Source organism: Ensifer sp. YR511, assembly GCF_900103045.1.
Taxonomy (GTDB): domain Bacteria; phylum Pseudomonadota; class Alphaproteobacteria; order Rhizobiales; family Rhizobiaceae; genus Ensifer; species Ensifer adhaerens.
The window spans coordinates 53,007-79,353 of record NZ_FNGR01000007.1; the positions used below are offsets into that span (position 1 = coordinate 53,007).

A 26,347-nucleotide genomic window follows, 5' to 3' on the forward strand; every position below is an offset into this window, starting at 1 on the left:
AGATGGATATACGTGTGATGCTGGCCTGGTTCCGCAAACTTCTTCCCCGCGAGGATCGCTTCTTCGACCTCTTCGCAAAACATTCGCGCACCGTCGTCGGTGCTGCCGATGCGCTCGACAAGGTTCTCGCTGGCGGCGACGATCTGGAAAAACACTGCGACCGGATCGTCGCGCTCGAGGATGAGGCGGACCACATCACCGCCGAGGTGCTGCTGGCCGTGCGCCGGTCCTTTATCACGCCCTTCGACCGCGGCGACATCAAGGATCTGATCCAGTCGATGGATGATGCCATCGACATGATGCACAAGACCGTCAAGACGATCCGCCTTTACGAGCAGAAGAGCTTCGATCCCGGCATGCGCGAAATGGGCACCACGGTCGTCAAGGCCGCGCACCTGATCGCCGAGGCCATTCCGCTGCTCGATAGGATCGGCGCCAATCACGACCGCCTGATCGCGATCGCCGAAGAGGTCACCCGCATCGAGGGCCGTTCCGACGAACTGCACGAACAGGGCCTCAAGGACCTGTTCCGCCGCCACGGCGCCAGCAACCCGATGGCCTACATCATCGGCAGCGAGATCTATGGCGAGCTCGAAAAGGTCGTCGACCGCTTCGAGGACGTCGCCAATGAAATCAGCGGCATCGTGATCGAGAACGTCTGATGGATGCGACGCTCGCCTTTCCGTTGCTCGTCGGGCTGATCGGCATCGCGCTGTTCTTCGACTTCCTGAACGGTCTGCACGACGCAGCCAACTCGATCGCGACGATCGTCTCGACACGGGTGCTCCGGCCGCAATATGCCGTCATGTGGGCGGCCTTCTTCAACTTCATCGCCTTCCTGTTCTTCGGCCTGCACGTGGCCGAGACGCTGGGCAAGGGCATCATCGATCCCGGCATCGTCACGCCGCTGGTGATCTTCTCGGCGCTGATCGGCGCGATCGTCTGGAACATCGTCACCTGGCTCTTCGGCATCCCGTCGAGTTCGTCGCACGCGCTGATCGGCGGCCTCGTCGGCGCCGGTCTTGCGAGCACCGGTTTCAGTTCGATCGTCTGGACCGGCCTTTTGAAGACCGTGGGCGCCATCTTCATGTCGCCGGCGATCGGCTTTTTCCTGGCGCTCATGCTGGTGCTGATCGTTTCGTGGATCTTCGTGCGCCAGACGCCCTTTGCCGTCGACCGCACCTTCCGCGTCATGCAGTTCGTCTCGGCCTCGCTCTATTCGCTCGGCCATGGCGGCAACGACGCGCAGAAGACCATGGGCATCATCGCGGTGCTGCTCTACTCGCAAGGCTATCTCGGCTCGGAGTTCTATGTGCCGTTCTGGGTGGTGATCACCTGCCAGGCGGCGATCGCGCTCGGCACGCTGTTCGGCGGTTGGCGCATCGTCCACACCATGGGCTCGAAGATTACCAGGCTCAATCCGATGCAGGGCTTCTGCGCCGAGACCGGCGGAGCGATCACGCTCTTTGCCGCCACCTGGCTCGGCATCCCGGTCTCGACGACGCACACCATCACCGGAGCGATCATCGGCGTTGGTGCTGCGCGTCGCGTTTCGGCCGTGCGCTGGGGGCTTGCCGGCAATATCGTCATTGCCTGGTTCATCACCATGCCCGCCGCAGCGGCGATTTCGGCGCTCGCCTACTTCACCATCGATCTGCTGTTCTGATCGATCTGGAAATCGTCTCCCGCCCTCATAAGCAGGCGGGAGGCGCCCGTCATTTCGAGACCCGAGGCGCAGGGCTGCTCTGCCCACCCTGGTGCAAGGTCAGGCTTTCGGCACGGTCGCCTTTGAGCGTGAAGCTGATCTGGGCATCGATGAGCTTCGTAAAGAAGCGGTGCTCGGCCTCCGGAAGGATTTCGAGCCGGTCCTGCCCGGTCGCCTGGGCAAACAGACTATCGCCATCCCGAAAGATCGTGAGTTCGAAGTCGGGCGCCAGCCTGTAGGTGCCGACATAGGCATCATAGCGCGCCGGGTCGATCACTATGGCCGTGCGCTTGACGATCGGCGGCGCAAGCGGCGCGTTGCGATTGAGCAGATGGCGGCCGATGTCGTCGACGCCGACGTCGGTCGACGCATTCGACAGGGCGACCACGCCGACACCCGTCGACGGACGGTAGCCGACGAAGGATCTATAGCCGCCGGTTCCCCCATTGTGCCAGATGAACTGCTCGTCGCCCTTGCCCGAGACGACCCAGCCGAGCGCCTGCTGGTCGCCATCGCCGTTGCCGAGCGGTTGTCGGGTCGACAGCAGCGTGCTGAAGGCGGGAGCGAGCGGCGATGCCGTCTTTCCCATGGCCGCCTCAAGGAAAAGCAGGAGATCGTCCACGGTCGAGCGCAGGGCGCCTGCACCCTGCAGCGCGTCGAGATCCCAATCGCTCACCGGCTCCATGGCCGCATCGTGGCCCGTTGCCCGGCGTTCGGCCCAGTCGGGCTGCTGCGTGATCGCCGTGTCCTTCATGCCGAGGGGAACGGCGATACGGCTGACGACGAGGTCTTCATAGGAGACCCCGGCCTTCAAGGCGATCGCGTGGCCGAGAAGCCCGGCGCCGAGATTGGAGTATTCATGCCCGACGCCGGGGCGGCGCTGCGGCTTGTGACTGGAGAGGAAAGCATAGAGCTTCGCCGCGTCGTAGCCGGCATAGGGATTGCTCATGTCGGCCGGCACCAGATTGCTGGGCAATCGCGGCAGGCCGGACATGTGCGTTGCGAGGTCGCCGAGCGTGATCGGCGTCTGCTTGTCCTCGGGCATGATCACGCTCTCGGGAAGAAGCGTGGCGACGGGTGTGCCAAGGCTGAGTGCGCCTTTCTCCATCGCGTCGGCCAGCAGCAGCGCGGTAAAGACCTTGGTGACCGAGCCGATCTCGAACACGGTCTGCCCGTCGACGGGGCGCGGGTCGCCTTTGGCCGGATGGCCGTGGGCGATGATGCGCCGGCCATTGGCATCGATGATACCGACGACGATGCCGATCGACTGCTGTTGCTTGTCGATCCGGTCGGCCAGGATCTCCCGAATTTCTGCGTCGGTGGGAGCGGGAAGCGGACTTGCGTGAGCGTTGGTGCCAAGCGCCATGAGGACGATCCAGTTCAGAAAGCGGTTCCGCATGAAGGATAGGAATCCAATTTTCGGTTGTCAGGGGATGCGCTGATGATGCCAGCCGGTTTCGGTCAAGCCTTGGTCAAGACTTGATCGGCGATCGGCGCGATACCGTCACCCGCAACGATTGTGCCGGGATTGCGGAGCCGTCACGGATCCCAATAGGGCGGATCGCCGAAGGCTTCCTTCAGGTGCTGGGCGATGGCTCTGAGCTTGGTGGAGGCGCGCCGGCCCTCCGGATGCGCCATGTAGATGAACTCCGGCTCCGGGCTGAGCCCAACGTCGATCTCGTTCAGTTGCCCCTCGCGCACGGCCGGACCGGCGATGAAGGCGGGCAACAGCGCGATGCCGAGCCCGGCGACGGCGGCATCGTGGAGCATGTCGCCATTGTTCATGCCAAGCGCCAGGCGCGCCCGTACGACTGTCGCACCGCCAGGACCTTCGAAACGCCAGTCGGCAGCACCCCGGTTGGTGTAGAAGATGCCGCGATGGCCCTCGAGTTCGGCGAGCGACGCGGGCGTGCCGTGCCGGTCGAGATAGTCGGGCGCGGCGACCAGCAGGCGCCGGCTTCTCGCAAGTTTCCACACGACCAGCCGTGAGTCGGCGATCGCGCCATGGCGCACGATCGCGTCGTAGCCCTCGGAGGCGGCATCGACCCGTCGGTCGTCGACGTCAAGCGTCAGCTCGATCTCCGGGTGTTGGGCCAAGAACGGATAGAGCGCCGGACCGAGATGCCTTCGGCCGAAGCTGACGGGGGCCGCGATCCGAAGCGGTCCCGTCAGCAGCCCGCGGCGTTCGGCAAGATCGCTGGCGGCCGCCTGCACTTCGCTGACAATCCGGATGGCGCGCTCGCGAAACGCGATGCCATCCTCGGTGAGCGTCAGCTTGCGTGTGGTGCGGTGGAGAAGCGTGGCGTTGAGCCCGCGCTCCAGTTCTGCCACTCTTTCGCTGACGACGGATTTCGACAGCCGTAGGCGACGTGCCGCCTCGCTGATCGAGCCGGCTTCGGCCACGGCGACAAAGGCAGCTATTCCTTCGATCTTCATCATCGTTCGGCTTTTCCGAATTCGAGTTCCACAATTGGGAGACTAATCCGAACGACAGTTTTCCGCCATATCTGTGGGCATCGAAGGACGGCCAATCGAACCGGCCTCCTTCTCAACCCAGCAAGAGGATTTCATCATGTCACGTTTGGAGAACAAGACGGCACTCATCACCGGCGGCACCAGCGGCATCGGTCTCGAAACCGCCCGCCAGTTCATTGCCGAAGGCGCACGCGTTGCCGTCACCGGCACCAATCCGAAGAACATCGCCGAAGCCCGATCCGTCCTTGGCGAGGCTGCGCTCATCATCGAGGCCGATGCCGGCAATGTCGCCGGCCAGGCGGCCGTTGCCGAAAAGATCCGTGCCGCCTTCGGCACGCTCGACATCCTGTTCATCAATGCCGGCATCGCCAAGCTGCAGCCGATCGAAGAGTGGGACGAGGCGAGCTTCGACCGGTCGATCGCCATCAACGTCAAGGGCCCGTACTTCCTGATCCAGGCACTGCTGCCCGTGTTCTCCAAGCGCGCCTCGGTCGTGCTCAACACCTCGATCAACGCCCATATCGGCATGCCGACCTCCAGCGTCTATGCGTTGACCAAGGCGGGCCTGCTGTCGCTGGCCCGCACGCTCTCCGGCGAACTCGTCGGCCGCGGCATCCGGGTCAATGCCGTCAGCCCCGGCCCAATCCGCACGCCGCTCCATGACGGCCACGCCCCGACGCCCGAACAAAACAAGCAAGTGGTTGATGCGATCGCCGCGCAGATCCCGCTTGGCCGTTTCGGCGATGCGAGCGAGATCGCCAAGGCCGTGGTCTTCCTCGCTTCGGACGAAGCCACTTTTACCGTCGGTGCCGAACTGATCGTCGATGGCGGCATGGCGACGCTCTAGGACGGACACCGATAAAGAGCTCGAAACCTGATCATCCAAGCGCCGCGGGTCCGACCGACCCGCGGCGCTGTCGTGTTCCCGCCTTTGCCCATCGCCTGCCGTTGGCATCGGCGGCGGAGAAGAGTATATTTTTCTATTCTAATAAAAGGCATCTGTTTGCGGGGAACCGCGAGACGAACACCGATCAGATCTCAGGAGGAGACGATGACGAGTGTCAGATGGATGATGAAGGGGCGTGAGTTCATTCATTGCAATTGCGCCTATGGCTGCCCCTGCCAGTTCAACGCTCTGCCGACCCAAGGCCATTGCAGCGCTGTCGGCGCCTTCGAGATCGAGGAAGGCTATCACGGCGACACGCGGCTCGATGGGCTTCGCGGCGGCCTGATCGCCGCCTGGCCGGGCGCGATCCATGAGGGCAGGGGGCAGGTGGTGCCGATCGTCGACAGCCGCGCATCGGACGAACAGCGCGGCGCGCTGCTGCGCATTATGAGTGGCGAGGATACCGAACCCGGCGCGACCTTCTTCCAGGTCTTCGCAACCACCTTCGAAACCATGCACGATCCGGTCTTTGCCGAGATCGATTTCGAGGTTGATGTTGGCGCCCGAACGGCGCGGCTGAACGTGCCGGGCTGGATCGCCGCACGCGGCGAGCCGATCCTCAATCCCGTGACCGGCGCCGCCCATCAGGCGCGCATCAATCTCCCCCATGGCTTCGAATACGACATTTGCGAAGTCGGGCGCGGATGGGCCGATACGAAAGGGCCGCTGACTTTGGCGCTTGCGGATTCGCATGCCCATTTCGCCCGGATGCATTTGACCGAAAGCGGCGTGATCCACTGACGCCGATGGGAGACACGGCGCTCGAAACCCTGCTTAGACGTGACCGCGTCATCGTCGTGGCGGCGCTGGTCACCCTGACGGCGATCAGCTGGCTCTACATCCTGTGGCTGGCGTCGGCCATGGACATGGCTGTTCCCCCGGCTCCTTCAGCCAGCATGGATATGGGCTCCGGCATGGACATGGATATGCCCATGGACATGCCGGCGGACAAGCCCATGACCATGGGGGCACAGCAGGGCGCCATGGCATCGATGGCGGGCGCGGTTGCCGCTCCCTGGTCCGCCACGACCTTCGCCTATGCCCTCGTCATGTGGGCCGTAATGATGGTCGGCATGATGGTGCCGTCGGCGACGCCGATGATCCTGCTCTATGCCCGTGTCGGCCGCAAGGCCGCCCAACAGGGCAAGCCCTTTGCCGCCACCGGTTTCTTTGCCGCCGGCTATCTGTCGGCCTGGATCCTGTTCGCGCTCGTCGCTGTTCTCGGGCAATGGCTGCTCGATCGCGCCCTGTTGCTCACGCCGGCGCTTGCAAGCGCCAGTGCGGTCCTCAGCGGCATCGTGCTGATTGCTGTCGGCCTGTTCCAGTTCACGCCGCTCAAGGATCGCTGTCTCAGTCAATGCCAGGCGCCGCTGCTTTTCATCCAGTCCCACGGCGGCTTTCGTCGGGAAGCGGGCGGCGCCTTCGGCCTCGGTGTGCGGCACGGGCTCTATTGCGTCGGCTGCTGCTGGGCGCTGATGGCGCTGCTGTTCGTCGGCGGGGTGATGAACGTGCTGTTGATCGCCGCGATCGCCATCTTCGTTCTGGCGGAGAAGGTCGTGCCCGGCGGCGGGATCCTGTCCCGCATCGCCGGGGTAGCGCTCGTTTTGGCCGGGCTGTGGCAGCTCATGGCCCTGCTCTGAAATAGAAGCGCCGCGCAACCGTTTCCGGCGCGCGGCGCTGTAGAAGTCGTCGGGCTTGAAGCCTTAGTCGCTCAGCGTATCGAAGAAATCCTTCATCCGGGCAAAGAATCCGGTCGATTCCGGATTGTTGTCCTTGGAGGAGATCTCCTCGAATTCCTGCAGCAGTTCGCGCTGGCGCTTGGTCAGCTTCTGCGGCGTTTCGATCTGGATCTGGATGTAGAGGTCGCCCGATTGCGCCGAGCGCAGCACCGGCATGCCCTTGCCCTTCAAGCGGAACTGCTTGCCGGCCTGGGTGCCCTCGGGAACCGTGACGCGCGACTTGGTGCCGTCGAGTGTCGTCACGTCGAATTTGCCGCCAAGGGCAGCCGTCGTCATCGAGATCGGCACGCTGCAATAGAGATCGGCGCCGTCGCGCTGGTAGAACTCATGCGGCCTGACCGAAAGGAAGATGTAGAGGTCGCCCGACGGTCCGCCGCGAAGGCCGGCTTCGCCTTCGCCCGAAAGGCGGATGCGCGTACCGTCCTCGATGCCGGCCGGAATGTTGACCGAGAGGGTGCGCTCTTCGGTGACCCGGCCCTGGCCGTGGCACTTGCCGCAGGGGTCGGTGATCGTCTGACCGCGCCCGCCGCAGGTGGGGCAGGTGCGTTCGATCGAGAAGAAGCCTTGAGCGGCGCGCACGCGGCCGGAGCCGTGGCAGGTGCCGCAGGTCTTGGGGCTGGTGCCCGGCTTGGCGCCGGAGCCGGTGCAGACGTCGCAGGTGATCGAGGTCGGAACGCGGATCTGCGCCGTTTTGCCGCCGAAGGCTTCCTCGAGCGAGATCTCCATGTTGTAGCGAAGATCGGCGCCGCGCTCGCGGCCGCCCGATGAGCGCCGCTGGCGCCCGCCGCCCATCATCTCGCCGAAGATGTCTTCGAAGATGTCGGAGAAACCGCCGGCACCACCGCCGCCGAAGCCGTTGCCCATGCCGCCCTGCTCGAAAGCCGCATGACCGTAGCGGTCATAGGCCGCCCGCTTCTGCGGGTCCTTGAGCATCTCGTAGGCTTCGTTGATTTCCTTGAAGGTCTTCTCCGCTGCCGCGTCGCCGGGGTTCTTGTCCGGATGATACTTCATCGCGAGCTTGCGGAAGGCGCTCTTCAGCTCCTTTTCGTCGGCGTTCTTGGCAACACCAAGCGTTTCGTAGAGATCACGTTTCATTCGTAGAAGATTATCCTGTTGGCAAGCCAGCGCGATGGCTCGGCGGCTGCCCGTTTACCTTGCCACCGATTTAGTAAACCTTGAAGCGCGATACCATAGCCCGAACGGCGGTAGATACGGTTTTTTGTCGGAAAAGGTACGTTTGCGGCAAGTCACAGTGCCGATCGCCGATATTGCAGGCCCTGACGGGCGAGACCGGCAACAAAAAAGCCCGGGCGAACCCGGGCTTTTCCGTCTGTTTGAAGGGCGACTTAGGCCGAACGCTTGCGATCGTCTTCGTCGTTGACTTCTTCGTAGTCGGCATCGACGACATCGCCGTCACGGGCAGCGTCGGCGGCGGCATCCGCATGAGCGGCTTCCGTCTGCTGCGCTTCGTAGATCGCCTGGCCGAGTTTCATGGAAACTTCCATGAGCGTGTTGGTCTTGGCCTTGATGTCTTCGGCGTCCGGCTCGGAGGCTTCGACGGCGGTCTTCAGCGCGGCAATCGCGTCGGAGATCGCCTTGCGGTCCGTTTCCGAAACCTTGTCGCCGTAATCCTTCAGCGACTTCTCGCTGGAGTGGATCAGGCTTTCGGCCTGGTTCTTGGCTTCCACGCCTTCGCGACGCTTCTTGTCGACTTCAGCGTTGGCTTCGGCGTCCTTGACCATCTTTTCGATGTCGGCGTCGGAGAGGCCGCCAGATGCCTGGATGCGGATCTGGTGTTCCTTGCCGGTGCCTTTGTCCTTGGCCGAAACCTGCACGATGCCGTTGGCATCGATGTCGAAGGTCACTTCGATCTGCGGCATGCCGCGCGGTGCCGGCGGAATGCCGACGAGGTCGAACTGGCCGAGCAGCTTGTTGTCTGCAGCCATTTCACGCTCGCCCTGGGAGACGCGGATCGTCACGGCCGACTGGTTGTCGTCGGCGGTCGAGAAGGTCTGCGACTTCTTGGTCGGGATCGTCGTGTTGCGTTCGATCAGGCGGGTGAAGACGCCACCGAGCGTTTCGATGCCGAGCGACAGCGGGGTGACGTCGAGCAGGAGAACGTCCTTGACGTCGCCCTGCAGAACGCCGGCCTGGATGGCGGCGCCCATGGCGACCACTTCATCCGGGTTCACGCCCTTGTGCGGCTCCTTGCCGAACAGCTGCTTGACGGTTTCCTGCACCTTCGGCATGCGGCTCATGCCACCGACGAGAACGACTTCGTCGATCTCGGCAGCCGAGACGCCGGCATCCTTGAGGGCTGCCTTGCACGGCGCGACGGTGCGCTGGATCAGGTCGTCGACAAGCGCTTCGAACTTGGCGCGGGTCAGCTTCATCGTCAGGTGCTTCGGACCGGAAGCGTCAGCCGTGATGAACGGCAGGTTGATTTCGGTCTGCTGCGACGAGGACAGCTCGATCTTGGCCTTTTCAGCGGCTTCCTTCAGGCGCTGAAGAGCGAGCTTGTCGTTCTTCAGGTCGATGCCCTGTTCCTTCTTGAACTCGCCGGCGAGGTACTGGACGAGACGCATGTCGAAGTCTTCGCCACCGAGGAAGGTGTCGCCGTTGGTCGACTTCACTTCGAAGACGCCGTCGCCGATTTCGAGAACCGAGATATCGAAGGTACCACCACCCAAGTCGTAAACGGCGATCGTCTTGCCGTCCTTCTTGTCGAGGCCGTAGGCGAGCGCTGCCGCGGTCGGCTCGTTGATGATGCGCAGAACTTCGAGACCGGCGATCTTGCCGGCATCCTTGGTTGCCTGGCGCTGGGCGTCGTTGAAGTAGGCCGGAACGGTGATGACGGCCTTCTCGACCTTTTCACCGAGGTAGGATTCGGCCGTTTCCTTCATCTTCTGAAGGATCATGGCGGAGATCTGCGACGGGGAGTAATCCGTGCCGTGCGCTTCGACCCAGGCGTCGCCATTGTCGGCCTTGGTAATCTTGTAAGGAACCATGTCCTTGTCTTTTTGCGTGGTCGGGTCCTGGAAGGTCCGGCCGATCAGGCGCTTGATCGCAAAAAGCGTGTTTTCCGGATTGGTGACAGCCTGGCGCTTGGCCGGCTGGCCAACGAGACGCTCGCCGTCTTCGCTGAATGCCACCATCGAGGGGGTCGTGCGCGCACCCTCGGCATTTTCGATCACCTTCGCGTCTTTACCGTCCATGACGGCGACGCAGGAGTTGGTCGTTCCCAGGTCAATACCAATAACTTTAGCCATGTCGTTCTCTCCTTGCAGCGGACTGTCGGAACCCGGTCAGGCATTCGTGAGACAGCCCCTAACGGGATGGTCTTTGGATTTCTTCGCAGCTTAGACTGCGCCGATGCGGCGTATATAAGGACCGGCGTTTCGGACTGCAAGGCATTCTGCGGGGCGTTTGGGGGCAAAAGCAAGCCCGGGATTTGTCTAGCCCGAAATGGGCCATCGGCCGCAGCCTGCCTACAGGCCGGATCCCCTGTCAAATCGAGGTTCACGGGCGGCTCAGCCGCCGGTCAGAATATCGAAAAGCGTGGTGCGGCGCGTGGCCCCGGTCGTCTGGCCGACATCGGCCGGCGGTACCATGCCGCCGTTGCCCTGATCCGCCGTCTGGCCGCCCCACGGGGCGCCGCCCTGGTCGACCGGACGCTGCCCGACCGCGACGCCGCCATCGACGCCGACGGGTGCTTCCGGGAAGGCTTCCGGGTCGCCGGACATCAGGTCGCCTGGGGGCGGCGCGGTGCCGTCGTCGAAGACCGGCTGCACGCCGGTCGTCCCGAACAGCGGCGAGGGCGAAAGCCCTTCGTGGGCCGCCATCATGAAATCGTGCCAGGCCTTGGCCGGCAGGCCGCCGCCGGTGACCTTCTTCATCGACTTGCCGTCGTCGTTGCCGAACCAGACGCCGGTCGTGAGATTCGAGGTGTAGCCGACGAACAGCGCGTCGCGGAAGGACTGCGTCGTGCCGGTCTTGCCGGCCGCTTCCCAGCCTTTCAGCTGCGCCTTCTTGCCAGTGCCCTTGGTCAGCACCCGCAGCAGCATCTGGTTCATCTCGCTGACGATCGCCGGATCGAGCACGCGCGGCGGGTTGTCGTAGGTGTTTTCGTAGAGCACCGTTCCGTCCGCCTTGGAAATGCGGCGGATCACGTGCGGCGTCGCCTTGAAGCCGCCATTCATGAAGGGGGCATAGGCCGAGGTCAGTTCGACGAGGCTCACTTCCGACGTCCCGAGCGCGATCGAGGCGTTTGCCTGCATCTCGGAATCGATACCGAGGCGGTGCGCGACCTTGACGACGTTGGAAGGGCCGACCTCCATGACCAGCTGGGCTGCGATCGTGTTCAGCGAGTTGGCGAGCGCATCGGCAAGCGTCACCTCGCCGCGATATTTCTGGTCGTAATTCTCCGGCGTCCAGTTGCCGATCCGAACCGGACCGTCATTGCGGATCGACATCGGCGTGCGGCCGATCTCCATGGCCGCGGCATAAACGAAGGGCTTGAAGGCCGAGCCCGGCTGGCGCTTGGCCTTGGAGGCGCGGTCGAACTGGCTCTCGGCATAGTCCTTGCCGCCGACGAGCGCCCGGATGGCGCCGGTGCCGTCGACCGAGACGAGGGCGGCCTGCGAGGCGTCGAGCTTCTTGCCATCGGCGTCCAGCGTCGCGGCAATCACTTCCTCGGCCTTCTTTTCGAGATTGAGGTCGATCGTCGTGTCGATGACCAGGTCTTCCTTGATCTCGCCGATCATGCCCGGAAGCTGGTCCATCACCATATCGGCGACATAATGCTCGGCGCCCGACCAGTAGCTCTTGGCCTTGGTCGGCGTCTGCGACATCGCCGTCTTGATCTCGCTGTCGGTGACGAAGCCTTCCTCGCGCATCGCGCCCAGCACGATCTGGGCGCGCTCTTCCGCCGCCTTCGGATCACGCGCCGGCGAGAGCCGCGAAGGGGCCTTGAGCAAGCCCGCGAGCAGGGCCGCCTCGCCGAGGTTCACGTCGCGTGCCGACTTGTTGAAGTAGCGCCGCGAGGCCGCTTCGACGCCATAGGCGTTGGAGCCGAAGAACACCCGGTTGAGATACATCGCCAGGATCTGGTCCTTGGAATACTTCTGCTCGAGCCAGAAGGCGAGCAAGACTTCCTGCACCTTGCGCTCCAGCGTGCGCTCCGGCGACAGGAACAGGTTCTTGGCGAGCTGCTGCGTCAGCGTCGAGCCGCCCTGGACCATGCGGCCCGTAGTGACGTTCGTCAGCATGGCGCGGGCCAGACCTAAGGGGTCGATGCCGAAATGGGAATAGAAGCGCCGGTCCTCGATGGCGATGACTGCCTGCGGGATATAGGGCGACATGTTTTCGAGCGAAAGCGCTTCGCCGCCCGTGGTGCCGCGGTTGGCGATGATGTCGCCGCTGACGGCAAGGATCTTCACGTTCGGCGGGCGATCGGGGATCGACCAGCTTTCGGCGCTCGGCATGCGCGCGCCGTAGTAGAGCACCAGGCCGCCGACGCCCATCGCGCCCCAGATGCCGAGCACGATGCACCAGTAGAACAGCGTGCGGACAAGGCCGACCAAGCCACCGCCACCGGAGCCGCGACGGCCGCCGCCGCGCTTGCCGGCTGGCTTCTTCTTGCCGCTGCTCCTGTTGGTCTGGCCGGAAGATTTGCCGCGTGGCGCCTTGCGGCTCGTGGTCACGCGGTCGCTGGCCTCTACGCGAAAATCGTCGTCGTCATCGTCCTCGTTTCCGCCGAACGAGGGCTCGATCCGCTGTCCTGACCTGCCGCTTGCTGCCATGCCGTTTGATCTATCCCTCACCGCCCAGCGGTGGCCCTTGGCGCTATCGTTGCGGCCAATCGATTTCAACGGCGGTAACGGCGTCCCACGCCCATCCGCCACGGCGACCGGGTGAACTTTAAATGCGGCAATTTAAGGGGTGGTTAAGAAAGTCGTTGTGAAAAAGCCTGATGGTTCAAAACCTTGACGCTTAGGCGCGCATGCGCCTCCAGGTCCGAGCCCGTGCTCGCCGGTTCTCACTGGATGGCGTTTCGAAGCGGAGTCTCTTCGACCGATGCCGTGGGGCTCACCGGATAGGGATCGGTGTAATCGTAGAGCCATTGGCTGAAAGGCATCCGCAGCAGCACCCGCTTGCCCAGATGGTTCATGGCCACCTCCTCGCAGTCGGCGGCCGGGTGGGCCCGACGGCCGCACATGCCGAGCGGGCTGTCGATCAGACGGAAGCCATGTCCCTGATAAACGAGGGCCGTCATCGCTTTGAGCTTGAGGGAGCCGGGCGGCAGCACCACGAGACGGAGGCTGGCAAGCCAGGTCGCAAGAATCAGGACAACGATGAGGGCGGTCGGAATCTGGAGCAGCAATTTCATTTGAGCGCCTGCAATTACTGAGTGAAAATTTATTCTTGGCTTACACGTAGATGTATGTCGAAAAAGCTGAACAAAAGGAACCTGCCATCAGTAGTTGTGGTTTCTATCAGGTTATCGGTCGCGGCGGTCCTCCGGATGCACCAACCGCGATCCGACGTCAGGGACGATGCCTTTGGCCCTGCCTTTCCTTCACGATTTTGTGCAGTGCAAAATGATGTCTTGAAATTGTTGCGGCGCATAATTATTATACGACTCATCGAAGCGCTGCACCTCCTCCCGCGGCGCCCGATGCGGATCGGCGGCACTCCTCCTCCCAGCTGCCGATCAAGTTCGAGAGCCCCGTGTACCTCCTCCCACACGGGGCTCTTTTCATTTTGCGCTTATGCCCGCGGCTTTCTGCTCATCGGCGTGACGCCGCCCACCGCCTCCCAAATTTGCTGAGGTCAAACGGATCGCCGGTGCCGCGCCGAACGGTGGCTGGCCTATGTCGTTATCGATCCACTCGCGAATCCTGCTATGGCTTCGCCTCATTGTTGTGTTCGGCTGCCCGCACGACAAAGGAGGACTGCCATGAAGCTTCGATCCACCGTCTTCGCCCTCGGCGCATTTGCAGCCCTGAATGGCGAAGCTCTGGCGCAGGACAGCGTCGCCTATGTCGATGACCGGTCCGATGGGGCCGCGCTCGTCCGCTCGCTCTACAACGCCGTCAACCGCAAGGAATATGCCCGCGCCTATGGTTATTTAGGCGAATCGAAACCCGTCGGCGGCTTCAAGGCGTTCACCCGCGGCTATGAGCGCACGGTGTCTGTCGAGATCAAGGTCGGCAAGGTGAAGACGGAGGCCGGGGCGGGCAGCATCTATTCCGCCGTTCCCGTCGCGGTGAAATCGATCGAGAAGCGGGGGCGGGTGCGGTTCTTCGCCGGCTGCTATGTCGCCCGCATCATCAATCCGTCGCTGCAGGTGCCGCCGTTTACACCCTACCAGATCGAAGCGGCGCGCCTGCACGAGGTGAAGGGGCCGCTCGAACAGGCGCTGCCCACTGTCTGCAACGCGCCCTGATATCCGTGATGGACGCGGTCTCTTCGCCTAGGGGAGGTCGCTTCCCTTCGGCGGCTGGCGCTCCGCCACGAAACGCGCCCGCTCGAACACCAGGATCACGATCAGCGCAAGCACGAACGGGATGACGAGGTAAAGCAGCCGGAAGATCGCAAGCGCCGCAAGCACGGCAGCCGGGTCCATTTCCGGCAAGGCGGCGATGAAAATCAGCTCGAGTACGCCAAGCCCGCCGGGCGCATGCGACAGAAGGGCTGCCGAAAAGGACGCAAGGAAGATCCCGAGAATGACGATATAGCCCGGATTTCCCGCTTCCGGCAGGGCGAAATAGATGATCCCGGCGGCGCCGATCAGCTCCACCGGAGCGATCACCAGCTGCCGGAAAACGATCTTCGGCTTCGGGTAGTGCAGCTGGAACCAGCGCGTGCGGAACGACGGCAGCCCGACGAGACTGCCGATGACATAGAGCCCGATGACGATGAGGATGAGCACGCCGGTTGTGAGCGACATTTCGACCGGCAGGAATTCGGCAAAACGCTCGATGATGTCGGGCCGTACCAGAAGCACGACGGCCGATAGAACCAAGGTCCCGAGAGTGAAGGTGAAGGAGCAGAAGGCGACGAGAACGCCGACTTCGCCCGGGGAAAGCCCCTTGGAACGGTAGGCGCGGTAGCGCACGACCGCGCCGGAGAACACCGAGGCGCCGAGATTGTGCGACAGCGCGTAGGTCGTGAACGAGCAGAGCGTGATGAACCAGAGCGAAATGCGGTGGCCGAGGTGGTCGAGCGCAAGTCGGTCGTAGGCCGCCAGAGCTGCATAGGCGAGGAGCGTCGAGCCGATCGCCAGAAGCCAGCTCCTCAGCGAAATAGCATTGAAGCTTGCGAGAAACTCGTCGAACGACAGGTCGCGCAACTCATGATAGAGCGCGTTCACCGAAAACAGGATCGCCAGAAGGCCGACAACGGGCCAGAAATAGGTCTGCAGCCGCTTCATGCCGGTGCCGCGATGGATGCGAGGGCGTGGCGGGGTTGTTTCAAGGACACTTCCGTTGCAGCGGCCGGAGGGTTTCTCCGAGCGGAGACGTTCAGTTTTCTGAGCCGCTTTGTCATAACGTCACGCCCGCAGCGCGACGCTTCGGTCCTTACCCTTGCCAACGATCCGATTTCCCTTTGTGATTTGTTTCACAAAAAGGAAGCACCTGAGACCCCGGAGGTCAAGGATTGACGGCCCGCCGACAACGGAGAAACCGCCGGGAAACAGTGAAGGGGAAACGGTAAAGCGTGGACATCCCGCCGATCGGGCAGCGATGCATGCGCGTCGATGGAGCGCTTGCGCGCGAGGGCTGCATCATCTCCAGCCACGCAACCAAAGCAAAGAAGCCGTGGCGAGAGCTCCGCCACGGCTTCCGGGGTCAAGTGGCTCGGGCGGGATGCGCGCACAAAATCGCGCCCCGTCCCGCACCGATCATCAGGCGGCGAGCGCGTCGAGGATACGGATCCATGAGCGGATGCCCTTGTGATAGGACTGCAGCTCGTACTTCTCGTTCGGCGAATGGATGCGGTCGTCGGAAAGACCGAAGCCGACGAGCAGCGATTCCATGCCGAGCATCTTCTGGAAGTCGCCGACGATCGGGATCGAGCCGCCCATGCCGATGATGACGGCCGGCTTCGGCCACTCGTCGGACAGGGCCACCTTCGCCGTGTTGAGCAGCGGCGATTCGTACGGAAGATGGATCGCTGGCGAACCGCCATGGGCATGGAACTCGACCGAGCAGTCGGCCGGAACCTTGGAGCGCACATAGGCGCGGAAGGCTTCGCGGATCTTTTCCGGGTTCTGGTTGCCGACCAGGCGGAAGGAAACCTTTGCCGAAGCCTCGGCCGCGATCACCGTCTTGAAGCCTTCGCCGGTATAGCCGCCGGTGATGCCGTTGACTTCCGCGGTCGGTCGCGCCCAGGTCAGTTCCAGCACCGAGCGGTTTTTTTCACCCGACGGGATCGAAAGGCCGATTTCGCCGAGGAACTTCTCTGCCGTCTGGCCGAGCGTTTCCCAGGCCGCCTTGATCTGGGCCGGGGTCTCTTCGACACCTTCGTAGAAGCCTGGCAGCGTCACGCGGCTGTTTTCGTCATGAAGGCCGGCGAGAATGGTGGTGAGGATGCGGATCGGGTTGGCGGCAGCACCACCGAAATAACCGGAATGCAGGTCGCGGTCGGCAGCCCGGACGATGACTTCTTCGCCGACGAGGCCGCGCAGGCCAGCGGAGATCGCCGGCGTATCGCGGTCCCACATGCTGGTGTCGCAGACCAGCGCATAGTCGGCCTTGAGTTCGGCGGCATTGGCTTCGAGGAAGGGCTTCAGCGACGGCGAGCCGGATTCCTCTTCGCCTTCGAACAGGATGGTGACGCGGCAGGGCAGGGCGCCATGCACGTCCTTGTAGGCGCGCACCGCCTCGACGAAGGTCAGGAGCTGGCCCTTGTCGTCAGCCGTGCCACGGCCGGTGATCACCTTGCGGCCGGGTTCGATTTCCTTGATGCCGGGCTCGAACGGATCCGTGTCCCAGAGGTTCAGCGGATCGACCGGCTGAACGTCATAGTGGCCATAGAACAGCACATGCGGCGCATCGGGCTTGGCGCCGTCATGGTGGGCGACGACCATCGGATGGCCGGGGGTGTCGCGCACCGATGCGGTGAAGCCGAGGCTGTTGAGTTCGGCCACCAGCCATTCGGCCGCCTTGCGGCATTCCGCCTTGAAGGCCGGGTCGGTCGAGATCGACTTGATCCGAACGAGGTCGAACAGCCGGTCGAGGCTCCTTGGCAGGTTGGCGTCTGCGCGTTCGAGAACGGGGGTGATGTCAGCCATCATGCATATCCTTGCTTCAAGTTTCGCCGGAACCTACTGCATGTGCCGCCAAAGCGAAATCGATTTGAGCGATTTTGGGCAGAGGTCTCAGGTGACGGTGAACGGAGAGCCCGGCGCGTCGGCAAGGTGAGCGCCGGGGCGCCCGGATCGACGCGTCTGCCCCCGCTTTAGAACGGGCGAACGCCCGCTTTAAGCCAATTTTTTTGATGGAATGATCATAAGGGGGTGGTGCGTTCAGGCGCGACTGTCGCTGCGTGCCACGCTCGCGAGCGCCATGCGCATATATTCGAGCATCAGTTCGCGTTCGAAATTCCTGAGGCCGGCAAGCAGCGACTGGTCGGCGGCAAGCGCTGCCTCCTTGGCGGCCGCCTCCATCTCCTTTGCCTTTTCGGTGAGGTAGATCTGCTGCGAGCGCTTGTCCTGCGGATGCTTGCGGCGGAGGATGAGCCCGTCGCGCTCCATGCGCGAGAGCGTGTTTGCCATCGTCGCCTGTTCGATGTCGAGGCGATCGAGCAGTTGTTTCTGCGTCAGGCCTTCCTCGGCCCAAAGCTCGAGCAGGATGGGAAACTGACCGGGCGCGAAACCAAGCTTCTGGCCGCGCTCGTGAAGCGCGCGCGAAAAGCTCTTAGCCAGCAGGCTGGCCAGGTAGGTCGCAGATTCCATACGATTGAAGGCCATGTCTATCGGTACGCCCGAACCGCCATGAAGACAAGTTACAATGCAGGCGATGGACCTTGAGACCGTCGGGTCTCACCGGGATTTGAGCGGAGGTGATCGGACGGCAGAAACAAAAAACCGTCACGGTGCGGAGGCGGCGCCGTGACGGTCTTTTGAAAACGGGACAAAGGCCCGGAGAGGGGGATAAGGCCTTTGTCCTCATCTGGTGCGGGCGGGGGACAGGCCAATCACCAGAAGACGGCATCACTCGGTGCCGTTGAGTAAGATTTGAGGATTCAAATGTGGCTTTTCAAGGATACCGGGGCTGAATCGGACATTACAAATATGTAACGTTTGCGTGAAGCCGAACGGGCGCTTGCGAAGCCTTTTGGCGCTCGATCCCAAGGCGAAATCAGTCCCTGTTTTCGCAATCCGCGGTGGCGATCGCGGCCACCGCGACCGGTGGAGAATGTAGTGTCTGGCGGGAAAACCGCAATGGACCTTTGGCTTGCCCCGCGCTATCCATTTGCCCATGAAAAACGGTGATCATCTCTTCCTCGTCGACGGCTCCGGATTCATCTTCCGGGCGTTCCACGCCATCCCGCCGCTCAACCGCAAATCCGATGGCCTTCCGGTCAACGCGGTATCGGGTTTCTGCAACATGTTGTGGAAGCTGCTCACCGATGCGCGCGACACCTCGGTCGGCGTCACGCCGACCCATTTCGCGGTCATCTTCGACTATTCGTCGAAGACCTTTCGCAACGCGCTCTACGATCAGTACAAGGCGAACCGCACGGCGCCGCCGGAAGATCTGATCCCGCAGTTCGGGCTGATCCGTCACGCGACCCGCGCCTTCAACCTGCCCTGCATCGAGAAGGAAGGCTATGAGGCCGACGACCTGATCGCCACCTACGCCCGGCTTGCAGAAGCCGCCGGCGCCGGCGTCACCATCGTATCGTCCGACAAGGACCTGATGCAGCTCGTGACTTCGAACGTGTCCATGTACGACAGCATGAAGGACAAGCAGATCTCGATCCCGGAAGTGATCGAGAAATGGGGCGTGCCGCCGGAAAAGATGATCGACCTGCAGGCGATGACCGGTGACTCCACCGACAATGTCCCGGGCATTCCCGGCATTGGCCCGAAGACGGCAGCACAGCTGCTCGAGGAGTACGGCGATCTCGAAACGCTGCTGGCCCGCGCCGGCGAGATCAAGCAGGCCAAGCGCCGCGAGAACATCATCGCCAATGCCGATCTCGCTCGTCTGTCGCGCCAGCTCGTCGAACTCAAGACCGACACGCCGCTCGACGTTCCGCTCGAAGAGCTGAGCCTCGAGCCGCAGAACGGTCCGAAGCTGATCGCCTTCCTGAAGGCGATGGAATTCACAACGCTGACGCGTCGCGTCGCCGCCGCGACCGGTACGGACGCCGATGCCGTTGAAGCAGCCTTGGTGCCGGTAGAATGGGGCGCCGAGGCGCGCGGCCCTGATCTCGACAAGGGAGATGGCGCGGAAAAGGTCAGCGAGGGCTCCTCCACCGCGGCTGCCGCCCGTGGCGAGGCCGCGCAAGCCGCCGCCGTCCTGTCGCGTGCCGGCGAAGCGAATGGCGCGGACGCGACGCCCGAGGCGCTCGCTGCGGCACGCGCTGAAATCTTCGCCAAGGCGCCGATGGATCAGAGCGCCTATGTGACGATCCGCGACATCGCCACTCTCGACCGGTGGATATCGGACGCGCGCGAAGCCGGTGTCGTCGGCTTCGACACGGAAACGACCTCGCTCGATGCAATGCAGGCCGACCTCGTCGGCTTCTCGCTGGCGATCGCCGACCACAAGGCCGACCCGACCGGCGCCTCGATCCGGGCGGCCTATGTGCCGCTGATCCACAAGACCGGCGTCGGCGACTTGCTCGGCGGCGGGCTCGCCGAAAACCAGATCCCGGTCGCAGAAGCCTTGAGCCGGCTGAAGCGCCTGCTGGAGGACCCTTCGGTCCTCAAGGTCGCCCAGAACCTGAAATACGATTACCTCGTGATGAAGCGGCACGGCATCACCGTCGAAAGCTTCGACGACACGATGCTGATGTCCTACGTCGTCGATGCCGGCAACGGCACCCATGGCATGGACTCGCTGTCTGAGCGCTGGCTGAACCACAAGCCGATCGCCTACAAGGACATCACCGGAACCGGCAAATCCTCGGTGACCTTCGACTTCGTCGATATCGACCGGGCAACCGCCTACGCGGCTGAGGATGCGGACGTCACGCTCAGGCTCTGGCATATCCTGAAGGCCCGATTGGCCGCCAAGGGGCTGATGCGCGTCTATGAGCGGCTGGAGCGGCCCCTGGTTGCCGTTCTGGCACGCATGGAAGACCGCGGCATCACCGTCGACCGCCAGATCCTCTCGCGGCTTTCGGGCGAGCTCGCCCAGGGCGCAGCCGGGCTCGAGGACGAGATCTACAAGCTCGCTGGCGAAACCTTCACCATCGGTTCGCCGAAGCAGCTCGGCGATATCCTCTTCGGCAAGATGGGCTTTGCCGGCGGCTCGAAGACCAAGACCGGGCAATGGTCGACCTCGGCACAGGTTCTGGAAGACCTGGCAGCCGAAGGCCACGAACTGCCGCGCAAGATCGTCGACTGGCGACAGCTGACCAAGCTCAAGTCCACCTATACCGATGCGCTTCCGGGCTTCGTCCATCCGGAGACGAAGCGCGTGCATACGTCCTACGCGCTTGCCGCCACGACCACCGGCCGCCTGTCGTCGTCCGATCCGAACCTGCAGAACATTCCGGTGCGCACCGCCGAAGGCCGCAAGATCCGCACCGCCTTCATCGCAACGCCCGGCCACAAGCTCGTCTCGGCCGACTACAGCCAGATCGAACTGCGCGTGCTTGCCCATGTTGCGGACATTCCGCAGCTTCGCCAGGCCTTTGCCGATGGCGTCGACATTCATGCGATGACCGCATCGGAAATGTTCGGCGTTCCGGTCGAGGGCATGCCGAGCGAAATCCGCCGGCGCGCCAAGGCGATTAACTTCGGTATCATCTACGGCATCTCGGCCTTCGGCCTTGCCAACCAGCTGTCGATCGAGCGCTCCGAAGCCAGCGACTACATCAAGCGCTATTTCGAGCGTTTCCCCGGCATCCGCGACTATATGGAAGGCACCAAGGTGTTTGCCCGCGAGCACGGCTACGTCGAGACGATCTTCGGCCGCCGCGCCCACTATCCGGACATCCGCTCGTCGATCCCATCGCATCGCGCTTTCAACGAGCGCGCCGCGATCAACGCGCCGATCCAGGGCTCGGCCGCCGACATCATCCGCCGCGCCATGGTGAAGATGGAGCCGGCGCTGGCCGAGGCGAAGCTTTCGGCCCGCATGCTGCTGCAGGTGCACGACGAACTGATCTTCGAGGTCGAGGACGCCGAGGTCGAAAACACCATTCCGGTCGTCGTCTCGGTGATGGAGAACGCCGCCATGCCGGCGCTCGACATGAAAGTGCCGCTGAAGGTCGATGCGCGCGCGGCAACCAACTGGGACGAGGCGCACTGATCTAGTCGGTGCACACCGGGTTTTTGATGGAAACCTCTCAGAAAACCTCAAAAGCCGAATGCGACGAATCTTGCAGCGCCCGGGGGCATTCCATGCTCCCGGGCGCCTTTCCATCAGGATGATAGAAAGCGTCAGCCGTCGCAGCCGGAACGATTGCCGGCGCGTTCAACTCCTCATAGGCAGCCTTTGGGAAGGGGCTCGAGCCTCATCCGAAACGGCTGCAATCGGAGGAGATCATGGCGCCGAAGACCTTCATTCTTGTCCTGTCCTGCGACGACAAACCCGGCATTGTCGCCGCCGTCACCACGGAGCTTGCCGCCCTTGGCGCAAACATCGCCGAGAGCAACCAGTTCTGGGATACCAAGACCAACAGCTTCTTCATGCGCATCGCCTTCCAGGTTGCAGCGAGCGTTCAGGCTGGTGATGTCGAGCGGGCGCTTCGCCCGGCCGTCGAGCGTTTCCAGATGCGGACCACGCTCACGGATGCTGCGGTCAAGCCGAAGATCCTGGTCCTCGTCTCCAAGTTCGACCATGCGCTCCTGCACCTGCTTTACCAGATCCGTGTCGGCTGGTTGAACGCGGAGGTCGTCGCCATCGTCTCCAACCACGAAGACAGCCGGCGTACGGCTGAAGCCGAAGGGCTCGCCTATCACTGTTGGTCGGTATCGAAGGACAACAAGGCCGAGCAGGAGGAAAGGCTTCTGCGACTGGTCCAGGAGACCGGCGCGGATCTCGTCATCCTTGCCCGCTACATGCAGGTGTTTTCCGACAATCTGTCGAAGCGCCTCTACGGCAAGGCGATCAACATCCACCATTCGTTCCTGCCGAGCTTCAAGGGCGCCAAGCCCTATCATCAGGCGCATGAGCGTGGCGTGAAGCTGATCGGGGCGACGGCGCACTACGTCACGCCGGACCTCGACGAAGGCCCGATCATCGAACAGGAAACCGAACGCGTCAGCCATGCCTTGACGGCGGAAGATTTCGTCGCCACCGGCCGCGACATCGAAAGCCGGGTGCTGGCGCGCGCCGTCAAGCTGCACCTGGAGCGGCGCGTCATGCTCAACGGTCACAAGACGGTCGTGTTCAGCTAGAGGGTTCCGGAAGGCGCTTCATGTAGCCGGTACTCACAGGGGTGCCGGCTACAGCTGTCACAGGCGGGCTACGACGGCGGTCGCGGTAACGGCCGGCGCGCGGAAGCTGGCAAAGAGCCGGCTCAGGCCCTCGCGTCCCTCGGCCGTCAGATCGAAGGTGCGGCCGAACAGCAGCCATTCCGTACAGAGGCCGAGCATCATCCAGTGCAGGGTCCGCGTCGCCGAGGCCGGGGTCCAGGTCTCGTGCATCTGCCCCTTGGCAAGCGCGCGGGAAAAAGCGAGTTCGAGCACGACATTGTGGTGCTCGTCGAGTTCCTTCTGGCGGGCGAGGACCTCGCCCAGGTCGCCGTCGTAATTGGTGCGCAGCATGATCGTCAGAATGCGCTGGCGCTGCTCGTCGGCGGCCAGAACATCCAGCCAGTCGCCCATGGCACCTTCGAGGATGGAGAGTGTATCGGCAGCTTCCGCTTCGATCTCGCGGGCGACCATGTCTTCCTGCGGCAAGGGCACAGCGTCGTGCAGCGCGAGGAACAGGTCGGTCTTGTTGGCAAAGTGCCAGTAGATGGCGCCACGGGTCACGCCGGCGGCCTTGGCTATTTCTTCGAGCGTCGTGTTCGAGACGCCCTTTTCGTAGAAGACGCGCTCGGCGGCGCTCAGGATCTTCTGTCTTGTTGCTTCTGCATCGGCCTTTGTTCGGCGCATTCATTCCTCCTCATGCGACGGCCCGCCAGAGGCGGGCCGTCCAGTCTTGTTTTATTCGGCGGGTGTCGGGTTTTCTGCGGCTGTCGGTGTGTTCTCCACCTTCTTTCGGCTGAAGAGCTTCGTGACGAACACGAAGAAGACAGGAACGAAGAAGATGGCGAGCACCGTTGCCGAGATCATCCCGCCCATGACGCCCGTGCCGATGGCGCGCTGGCTGCCGGAGCTGGCACCCGTGGCGATTGCCAGCGGCAGAACACCGAGCGTGAAGGCCAGCGACGTCATCAGGATCGGCCGGAAGCGAAGATGTGCCGCCTCCAGCGTCGCGTCGATCAGCGACTTGCCCTGCTCACGCAGTTCCTTGGCGAACTCGATGATCAGGATCGCGTTCTTGGCCGAGAGACCGATGATCGCGATCAGGCCAACCTTGAAGTAGACGTCATTCGGCATGTCGCGCATCATCACGGCGAGCACCGAACCGATGACGCCGAGCGGAACGACCATGATCACCGCCACCGGGATCGACCAGCTCTCATAGAGGGCTGCAAGGCACAGGAACACCAGAAGGCACGACAGCGCGATCAGGAGAGGCGCCTGGGTGCCGGACTGGATTTCCTGCAGCGACTGGCCGGTCCATTCGTAACCGAAGCCTGCAGGCAACTGGCCCGCCAGCCGTTGCATCTCGGCGATCGCGTCACCCGAGGAGTAGCCGTGGGCGGCTTCGCCGCTGATACGGACCGACGGGTAGCCGTTGTAGCCGATCGTCTGGGTCGACGCCTTGACCCACTCCACCGTCGCGAAGGCCGACAGGGGCACCATGCCGCCATTGGCGTTGCGGACGTTGAGGTTCAGGAGGTCGGCGGTCTGCATGCGCTGACCTTCGTCCGCCTGCACCGTTACGCGCTGCATGCGTCCGGCATTGGGGAAGTCGTTGACGTAGGACGAGCCGAGGTTGGTCGAGATCGTCGAGTTGATATCGGCGAAGGTCACACCGAAGGTGTTGGCCTTCTCGCGATCGATCGTGACGCTGACCTGAGCCGCATCGGGCATGCCCTCGAAGCGGACGCCGGAGAGCACCTTGCTCTCGGCGGCCATGCCGAGCAGCTGGTCGCGGGCCTGCGACAGCGCCGCCTGGCCGAGACCGCCACGGTCCTGCAGGCGGAACGAGAAGCCGCCGGTGGTGCCGAGGCCCTGGATCGCCGGCGGCGACAGCGCGAAGCTGATCGCATCCTTGATCTGGCTCATCGCCATCGTCGCCCGCATGGCGATCGACTGTGCGGCGTTGTCGGCGTCACGTTCCTTCCAGTCCTTCAGCGTCACGAAGGCGAGCGCTGCGTTCTGGCCGGTACCGAAGAAGGAGAAGCCGTTGATCGCGATGATGCGTTCGACTGCCGTTTCCTGGCCGAAGATCTTCTCGGCCTGCTCCACCACCTCGGTCGTGCGGTTGCCCGTTGCTTCCGACGGCAGCTGCATCATGACGATCACGAAGCCCTGGTCTTCGTCCGGAAGGAACGACGACGGCAGCTTCATGAACAGCCAGCCGAGACCGGCGAGCACCGCGACATAGACGATCATGTAGCGGCCGGTCCGGTGGACCAGGCGCTTCACGATGCCGCTATAGCCGTGCGACGTCTTGTCGAACGAGCGGTTGAACCAGCCGAAGAAGCCACGCTTGGCGTGATGATGACCCTTCGGAACCTGCTTCAGGAAGCTCGCGCAGAGCGCCGGTGTCAGCGACAAAGCGAGAAGTGCGGAGAACAGGATCGAGACGACCATCGTCAGCGAAAACTGGCGATAGATCACACCGACCGCGCCCGGGAAGAAGGCCATCGGAATGAACACCGAGGCGAGAACCAGCGTGATGCCGATGACGGCGCCGGTGATCTGCTTCATCGCCTTGCGGGTGGCTTCTTTCGGCGTTGCCCCTTCCTCGGACATGATGCGTTCGACGTTTTCGACGACGATGATCGCATCGTCGACGAGAATGCCGATCGCCAGCACCATGCCGAACATGGTCAGAACGTTGATCGAGAAGCCCATCGCCAGCATGACCGCGCAGGTGCCCAGGAGCGCCACCGGCACGACGAGCGTCGGGATAATGGTGTAGCGGATGTTCTGCAGGAACAGGAACATCACGATGAACACGAGCGCGACCGCTTCGACCAGCGTCGAAAGCACCTTCTCGATGGAAACGGCGACGAAGGGCGAAGTGTCGTAGGGAACCGAATATTCGAGGCCCTGCGGGAAGAACTTCGCCAGTTCGTCCATGCGTTCCTTGATGGCGGCCGAGGTCGACATGGCGTTGCCGCTCGGCGAAAGCTGGACGGCGATAGCCGCCGACGGCTTGCCGTTCAGGCGCGTCGAGAAGGCGTAGCTTTCGCCACCGATCTCGATGCGGGCAACGTCGCGCAGGCGGACGGAGGAGCCGTCCGGATTGGCGCGGAGCACGATCGCACCGAACTCTTCGGCGCTTTCGAGCTGACCCTTGACGACGACGGGCGCGCTGATCTGCTGGGTGATCGGGTTCGGCTGTGCGCCGATCGAGCCCGAAGCGATCTGGGCGTTCTGCGCCGTGATCGCATTGGTCACGTCCGCAGCCGTCAGGTTCAGACCCAGCATCTTGTCCGGATCGAGCCAGACGCGCATCGAGCGTTCCGTGGCAAACAGCTGCGCACGGCCGACCCCGGGCACGCGCTGAATTTCGCTAAGCACGTTGCGGCTTAGATAGTCGCCGAGACCGATCGCGTCCATCGAGCCGTCGGTCGAGGTGAGCGCCACGATCATCAGGAAGCCGGAGCCGGCTTCATCGACCTGGACACCCTGGCGCTTGACCGAATCGGGCAGGCGCGGCTCGACACGGCGAACGCGGTTCTGGATGTCGACGGCCGCCTGTCCCGGATCGGTGCCCGGTGCAAAGGTGGCGCTGATTTCGACCGAGCCGGAGGCGCTGGAGGTCGACTCGAAATAGAGCAGGCCTTCGACGCCGTTCAGCTCGTCTTCGATCAGTCGCGTGACGCTCTGATAGGTGTCTTGCGACGAGGCGCCGGGGTAGCTCGTGTTGATGGAGATCTGCGGCGGCGCGACGTCAGGATACTGCGATACCGGCAGAAGCGGAATCGCAATGACGCCGGCGACCATGATGAAGATCGCCACCACCCAGGCAAAAATAGGCCTGTCGATGAAAAAACTAGGCATCA

General features: G+C 63.2%; 19 protein-coding genes. 8 read left to right on the forward strand and 11 right to left on the reverse strand.

The features are described from left to right. The first annotated feature begins 17 nt into the window (after positions 1–17). Complete coding sequence (locus BLU15_RS14765; RefSeq protein WP_043622835.1) at positions 18–662, forward strand: DUF47 domain-containing protein; 645 nt, start codon at positions 18–20, stop codon at positions 660–662. Further along, positions 662–1,666, forward strand: coding sequence for an inorganic phosphate transporter (locus BLU15_RS14770; RefSeq protein WP_034804933.1), 1,005 nt, complete (start codon positions 662–664; stop codon positions 1,664–1,666). Before BLU15_RS14765 ends, BLU15_RS14770 begins: the two co-directional genes overlap by 1 nt. A gap of 49 nt (positions 1,667–1,715) precedes the next feature. Here BLU15_RS14770 and BLU15_RS14775 read toward each other — a convergent pair whose 3' ends face one another. Further along, entirely contained in the window at positions 1,716–3,104 is a 1,389-nt protein-coding gene (locus BLU15_RS14775) for a serine hydrolase (RefSeq protein ID WP_210187444.1), read from the reverse strand. 140 nt (positions 3,105–3,244) lie between these two features. Continuing rightward, entirely contained in the window at positions 3,245–4,144 is a 900-nt protein-coding gene (locus BLU15_RS14780; protein WP_090296140.1) for a LysR family transcriptional regulator, read from the reverse strand. 133 nt (positions 4,145–4,277) lie between these two features. Between BLU15_RS14780 and BLU15_RS14785 the strand changes: the two genes are divergently transcribed. The 3 genes from BLU15_RS14785 (at position 4,278) to BLU15_RS14795 (ending at position 6,766) form a co-directional block, all read left to right on the forward strand. Then, positions 4,278–5,027, forward strand: a complete 750-nt coding sequence (locus tag BLU15_RS14785; protein WP_089043338.1) for an SDR family oxidoreductase — start codon at positions 4,278–4,280, stop codon at positions 5,025–5,027. Between the two features lie 204 nt (positions 5,028–5,231). After that, on the forward strand, positions 5,232–5,867 hold the full coding sequence (locus BLU15_RS14790) for a DUF1326 domain-containing protein (RefSeq protein ID WP_034804927.1): 636 nt from the start codon (positions 5,232–5,234) through the stop codon (positions 5,865–5,867). 5 nt (positions 5,868–5,872) lie between these two features. Beyond that, the gene (locus tag BLU15_RS14795; RefSeq protein ID WP_090296142.1) at positions 5,873–6,766 is read left to right on the forward strand and encodes a DUF2182 domain-containing protein; all 894 of its coding nucleotides are present in this window, start codon (positions 5,873–5,875) and stop codon (positions 6,764–6,766) included. Positions 6,767–6,829: 63 nt separating this feature from the next. Here BLU15_RS14795 and dnaJ read toward each other — a convergent pair whose 3' ends face one another. The 4 genes from dnaJ to BLU15_RS14815 all read right to left on the reverse strand — a co-directional run bounded on the left by dnaJ (position 6,830) and on the right by BLU15_RS14815 (position 13,253). Continuing rightward, positions 6,830–7,960: a molecular chaperone DnaJ gene (dnaJ, locus tag BLU15_RS14800; RefSeq protein ID WP_034804924.1), complete on the reverse strand. Its 1,131-nt coding sequence runs from the start codon at positions 7,958–7,960 to the stop codon at positions 6,830–6,832. Between the two features lie 251 nt (positions 7,961–8,211). Continuing rightward, positions 8,212–10,134, reverse strand: a complete 1,923-nt coding sequence (dnaK, locus tag BLU15_RS14805) for a molecular chaperone DnaK (RefSeq protein ID WP_034804922.1) — start codon at positions 10,132–10,134, stop codon at positions 8,212–8,214. Between the two features lie 261 nt (positions 10,135–10,395). Then, entirely contained in the window at positions 10,396–12,666 is a 2,271-nt protein-coding gene (locus BLU15_RS14810; RefSeq protein WP_060580539.1) for a transglycosylase domain-containing protein, read from the reverse strand. 236 nt (positions 12,667–12,902) lie between these two features. Next, positions 12,903–13,253 carry a hypothetical protein gene (locus BLU15_RS14815; protein WP_090296145.1) on the reverse strand — a complete coding sequence of 117 codons (351 nt, stop codon included), beginning with the start codon at positions 13,251–13,253 and terminating at the stop codon, positions 12,903–12,905. A 570-nt stretch (positions 13,254–13,823) separates the two neighbouring features. Between BLU15_RS14815 and BLU15_RS14820 the strand changes: the two genes are divergently transcribed. Further along, positions 13,824–14,312 (forward strand): hypothetical protein, encoded by a 489-nt coding sequence (locus tag BLU15_RS14820; protein WP_090296146.1) that lies wholly within the window; start codon positions 13,824–13,826, stop codon positions 14,310–14,312. Between the two features lie 27 nt (positions 14,313–14,339). On the opposite strand, the gene BLU15_RS14825 is transcribed toward BLU15_RS14820, so the two are convergent. From BLU15_RS14825 to BLU15_RS14835, 3 genes are all read right to left on the reverse strand, one after another. Continuing rightward, positions 14,340–15,299 carry a lysylphosphatidylglycerol synthase transmembrane domain-containing protein gene (locus BLU15_RS14825; RefSeq protein WP_090296148.1) on the reverse strand — a complete coding sequence of 320 codons (960 nt, stop codon included), beginning with the start codon at positions 15,297–15,299 and terminating at the stop codon, positions 14,340–14,342. A 474-nt stretch (positions 15,300–15,773) separates the two neighbouring features. Next, complete coding sequence (locus BLU15_RS14830) at positions 15,774–17,165, reverse strand: M20/M25/M40 family metallo-hydrolase (RefSeq protein WP_090296151.1); 1,392 nt, start codon at positions 17,163–17,165, stop codon at positions 15,774–15,776. Positions 17,166–17,396: 231 nt separating this feature from the next. After that, a complete protein-coding gene (locus BLU15_RS14835; protein ID WP_060519455.1) occupies positions 17,397–17,840 on the reverse strand; it encodes a MarR family winged helix-turn-helix transcriptional regulator in 444 nt (147 codons plus the stop codon). A 511-nt stretch (positions 17,841–18,351) separates the two neighbouring features. Between BLU15_RS14835 and polA the strand changes: the two genes are divergently transcribed. Then, complete coding sequence (gene polA / locus BLU15_RS14840) at positions 18,352–21,360, forward strand: DNA polymerase I (RefSeq protein WP_034805279.1); 3,009 nt, start codon at positions 18,352–18,354, stop codon at positions 21,358–21,360. A gap of 236 nt (positions 21,361–21,596) precedes the next feature. After that, a complete protein-coding gene (purU, locus tag BLU15_RS14845; RefSeq protein ID WP_051659688.1) occupies positions 21,597–22,451 on the forward strand; it encodes a formyltetrahydrofolate deformylase in 855 nt (284 codons plus the stop codon). Positions 22,452–22,508: 57 nt separating this feature from the next. On the opposite strand, the gene BLU15_RS14850 is transcribed toward purU, so the two are convergent. Further along, positions 22,509–23,153, reverse strand: coding sequence for a TetR family transcriptional regulator (locus BLU15_RS14850; RefSeq protein ID WP_034804901.1), 645 nt, complete (start codon positions 23,151–23,153; stop codon positions 22,509–22,511). A 51-nt stretch (positions 23,154–23,204) separates the two neighbouring features. Continuing rightward, positions 23,205–26,345 (reverse strand): efflux RND transporter permease subunit, encoded by a 3,141-nt coding sequence (locus BLU15_RS14855; RefSeq protein ID WP_034804897.1) that lies wholly within the window; start codon positions 26,343–26,345, stop codon positions 23,205–23,207. Positions 26,346–26,347 lie beyond the last annotated feature (2 nt).

Coding starts and splice junctions, on each gene's coding strand:
- dnaK (WP_034804922.1), bottom strand. CDS start 10,134: ATGGCTAAAGTTATTGGTATTGACCTGGGAACGACCAACTCCTGCGTC.
- purU (WP_051659688.1), top strand. CDS start 21,597: ATGGCGCCGAAGACCTTCATTCTTGTCCTGTCCTGCGACGACAAACCC.
- BLU15_RS14795 (WP_090296142.1), top strand. CDS start 5,873: ATGGGAGACACGGCGCTCGAAACCCTGCTTAGACGTGACCGCGTCATC.
- BLU15_RS14765 (WP_043622835.1), top strand. CDS start 18: ATGCTGGCCTGGTTCCGCAAACTTCTTCCCCGCGAGGATCGCTTCTTC.
- BLU15_RS14815 (WP_090296145.1), bottom strand. CDS start 13,253: ATGAAATTGCTGCTCCAGATTCCGACCGCCCTCATCGTTGTCCTGATT.
- polA (WP_034805279.1), top strand. CDS start 18,352: ATGAAAAACGGTGATCATCTCTTCCTCGTCGACGGCTCCGGATTCATC.
- BLU15_RS14850 (WP_034804901.1), bottom strand. CDS start 23,153: ATGCGCCGAACAAAGGCCGATGCAGAAGCAACAAGACAGAAGATCCTG.
- BLU15_RS14785 (WP_089043338.1), top strand. CDS start 4,278: ATGTCACGTTTGGAGAACAAGACGGCACTCATCACCGGCGGCACCAGC.
- BLU15_RS14790 (WP_034804927.1), top strand. CDS start 5,232: ATGACGAGTGTCAGATGGATGATGAAGGGGCGTGAGTTCATTCATTGC.
- BLU15_RS14825 (WP_090296148.1), bottom strand. CDS start 15,299: ATGAAGCGGCTGCAGACCTATTTCTGGCCCGTTGTCGGCCTTCTGGCG.
- dnaJ (WP_034804924.1), bottom strand. CDS start 7,960: ATGAAACGTGATCTCTACGAAACGCTTGGTGTTGCCAAGAACGCCGAC.
- BLU15_RS14855 (WP_034804897.1), bottom strand. CDS start 26,345: ATGCCTAGTTTTTTCATCGACAGGCCTATTTTTGCCTGGGTGGTGGCG.
- BLU15_RS14810 (WP_060580539.1), bottom strand. CDS start 12,666: ATGGCAGCAAGCGGCAGGTCAGGACAGCGGATCGAGCCCTCGTTCGGC.
- BLU15_RS14830 (WP_090296151.1), bottom strand. CDS start 17,165: ATGATGGCTGACATCACCCCCGTTCTCGAACGCGCAGACGCCAACCTG.
- BLU15_RS14780 (WP_090296140.1), bottom strand. CDS start 4,144: ATGATGAAGATCGAAGGAATAGCTGCCTTTGTCGCCGTGGCCGAAGCC.
- BLU15_RS14775 (WP_210187444.1), bottom strand. CDS start 3,104: ATGCGGAACCGCTTTCTGAACTGGATCGTCCTCATGGCGCTTGGCACC.
- BLU15_RS14820 (WP_090296146.1), top strand. CDS start 13,824: ATGAAGCTTCGATCCACCGTCTTCGCCCTCGGCGCATTTGCAGCCCTG.
- BLU15_RS14770 (WP_034804933.1), top strand. CDS start 662: ATGGATGCGACGCTCGCCTTTCCGTTGCTCGTCGGGCTGATCGGCATC.
- BLU15_RS14835 (WP_060519455.1), bottom strand. CDS start 17,840: ATGGCCTTCAATCGTATGGAATCTGCGACCTACCTGGCCAGCCTGCTG.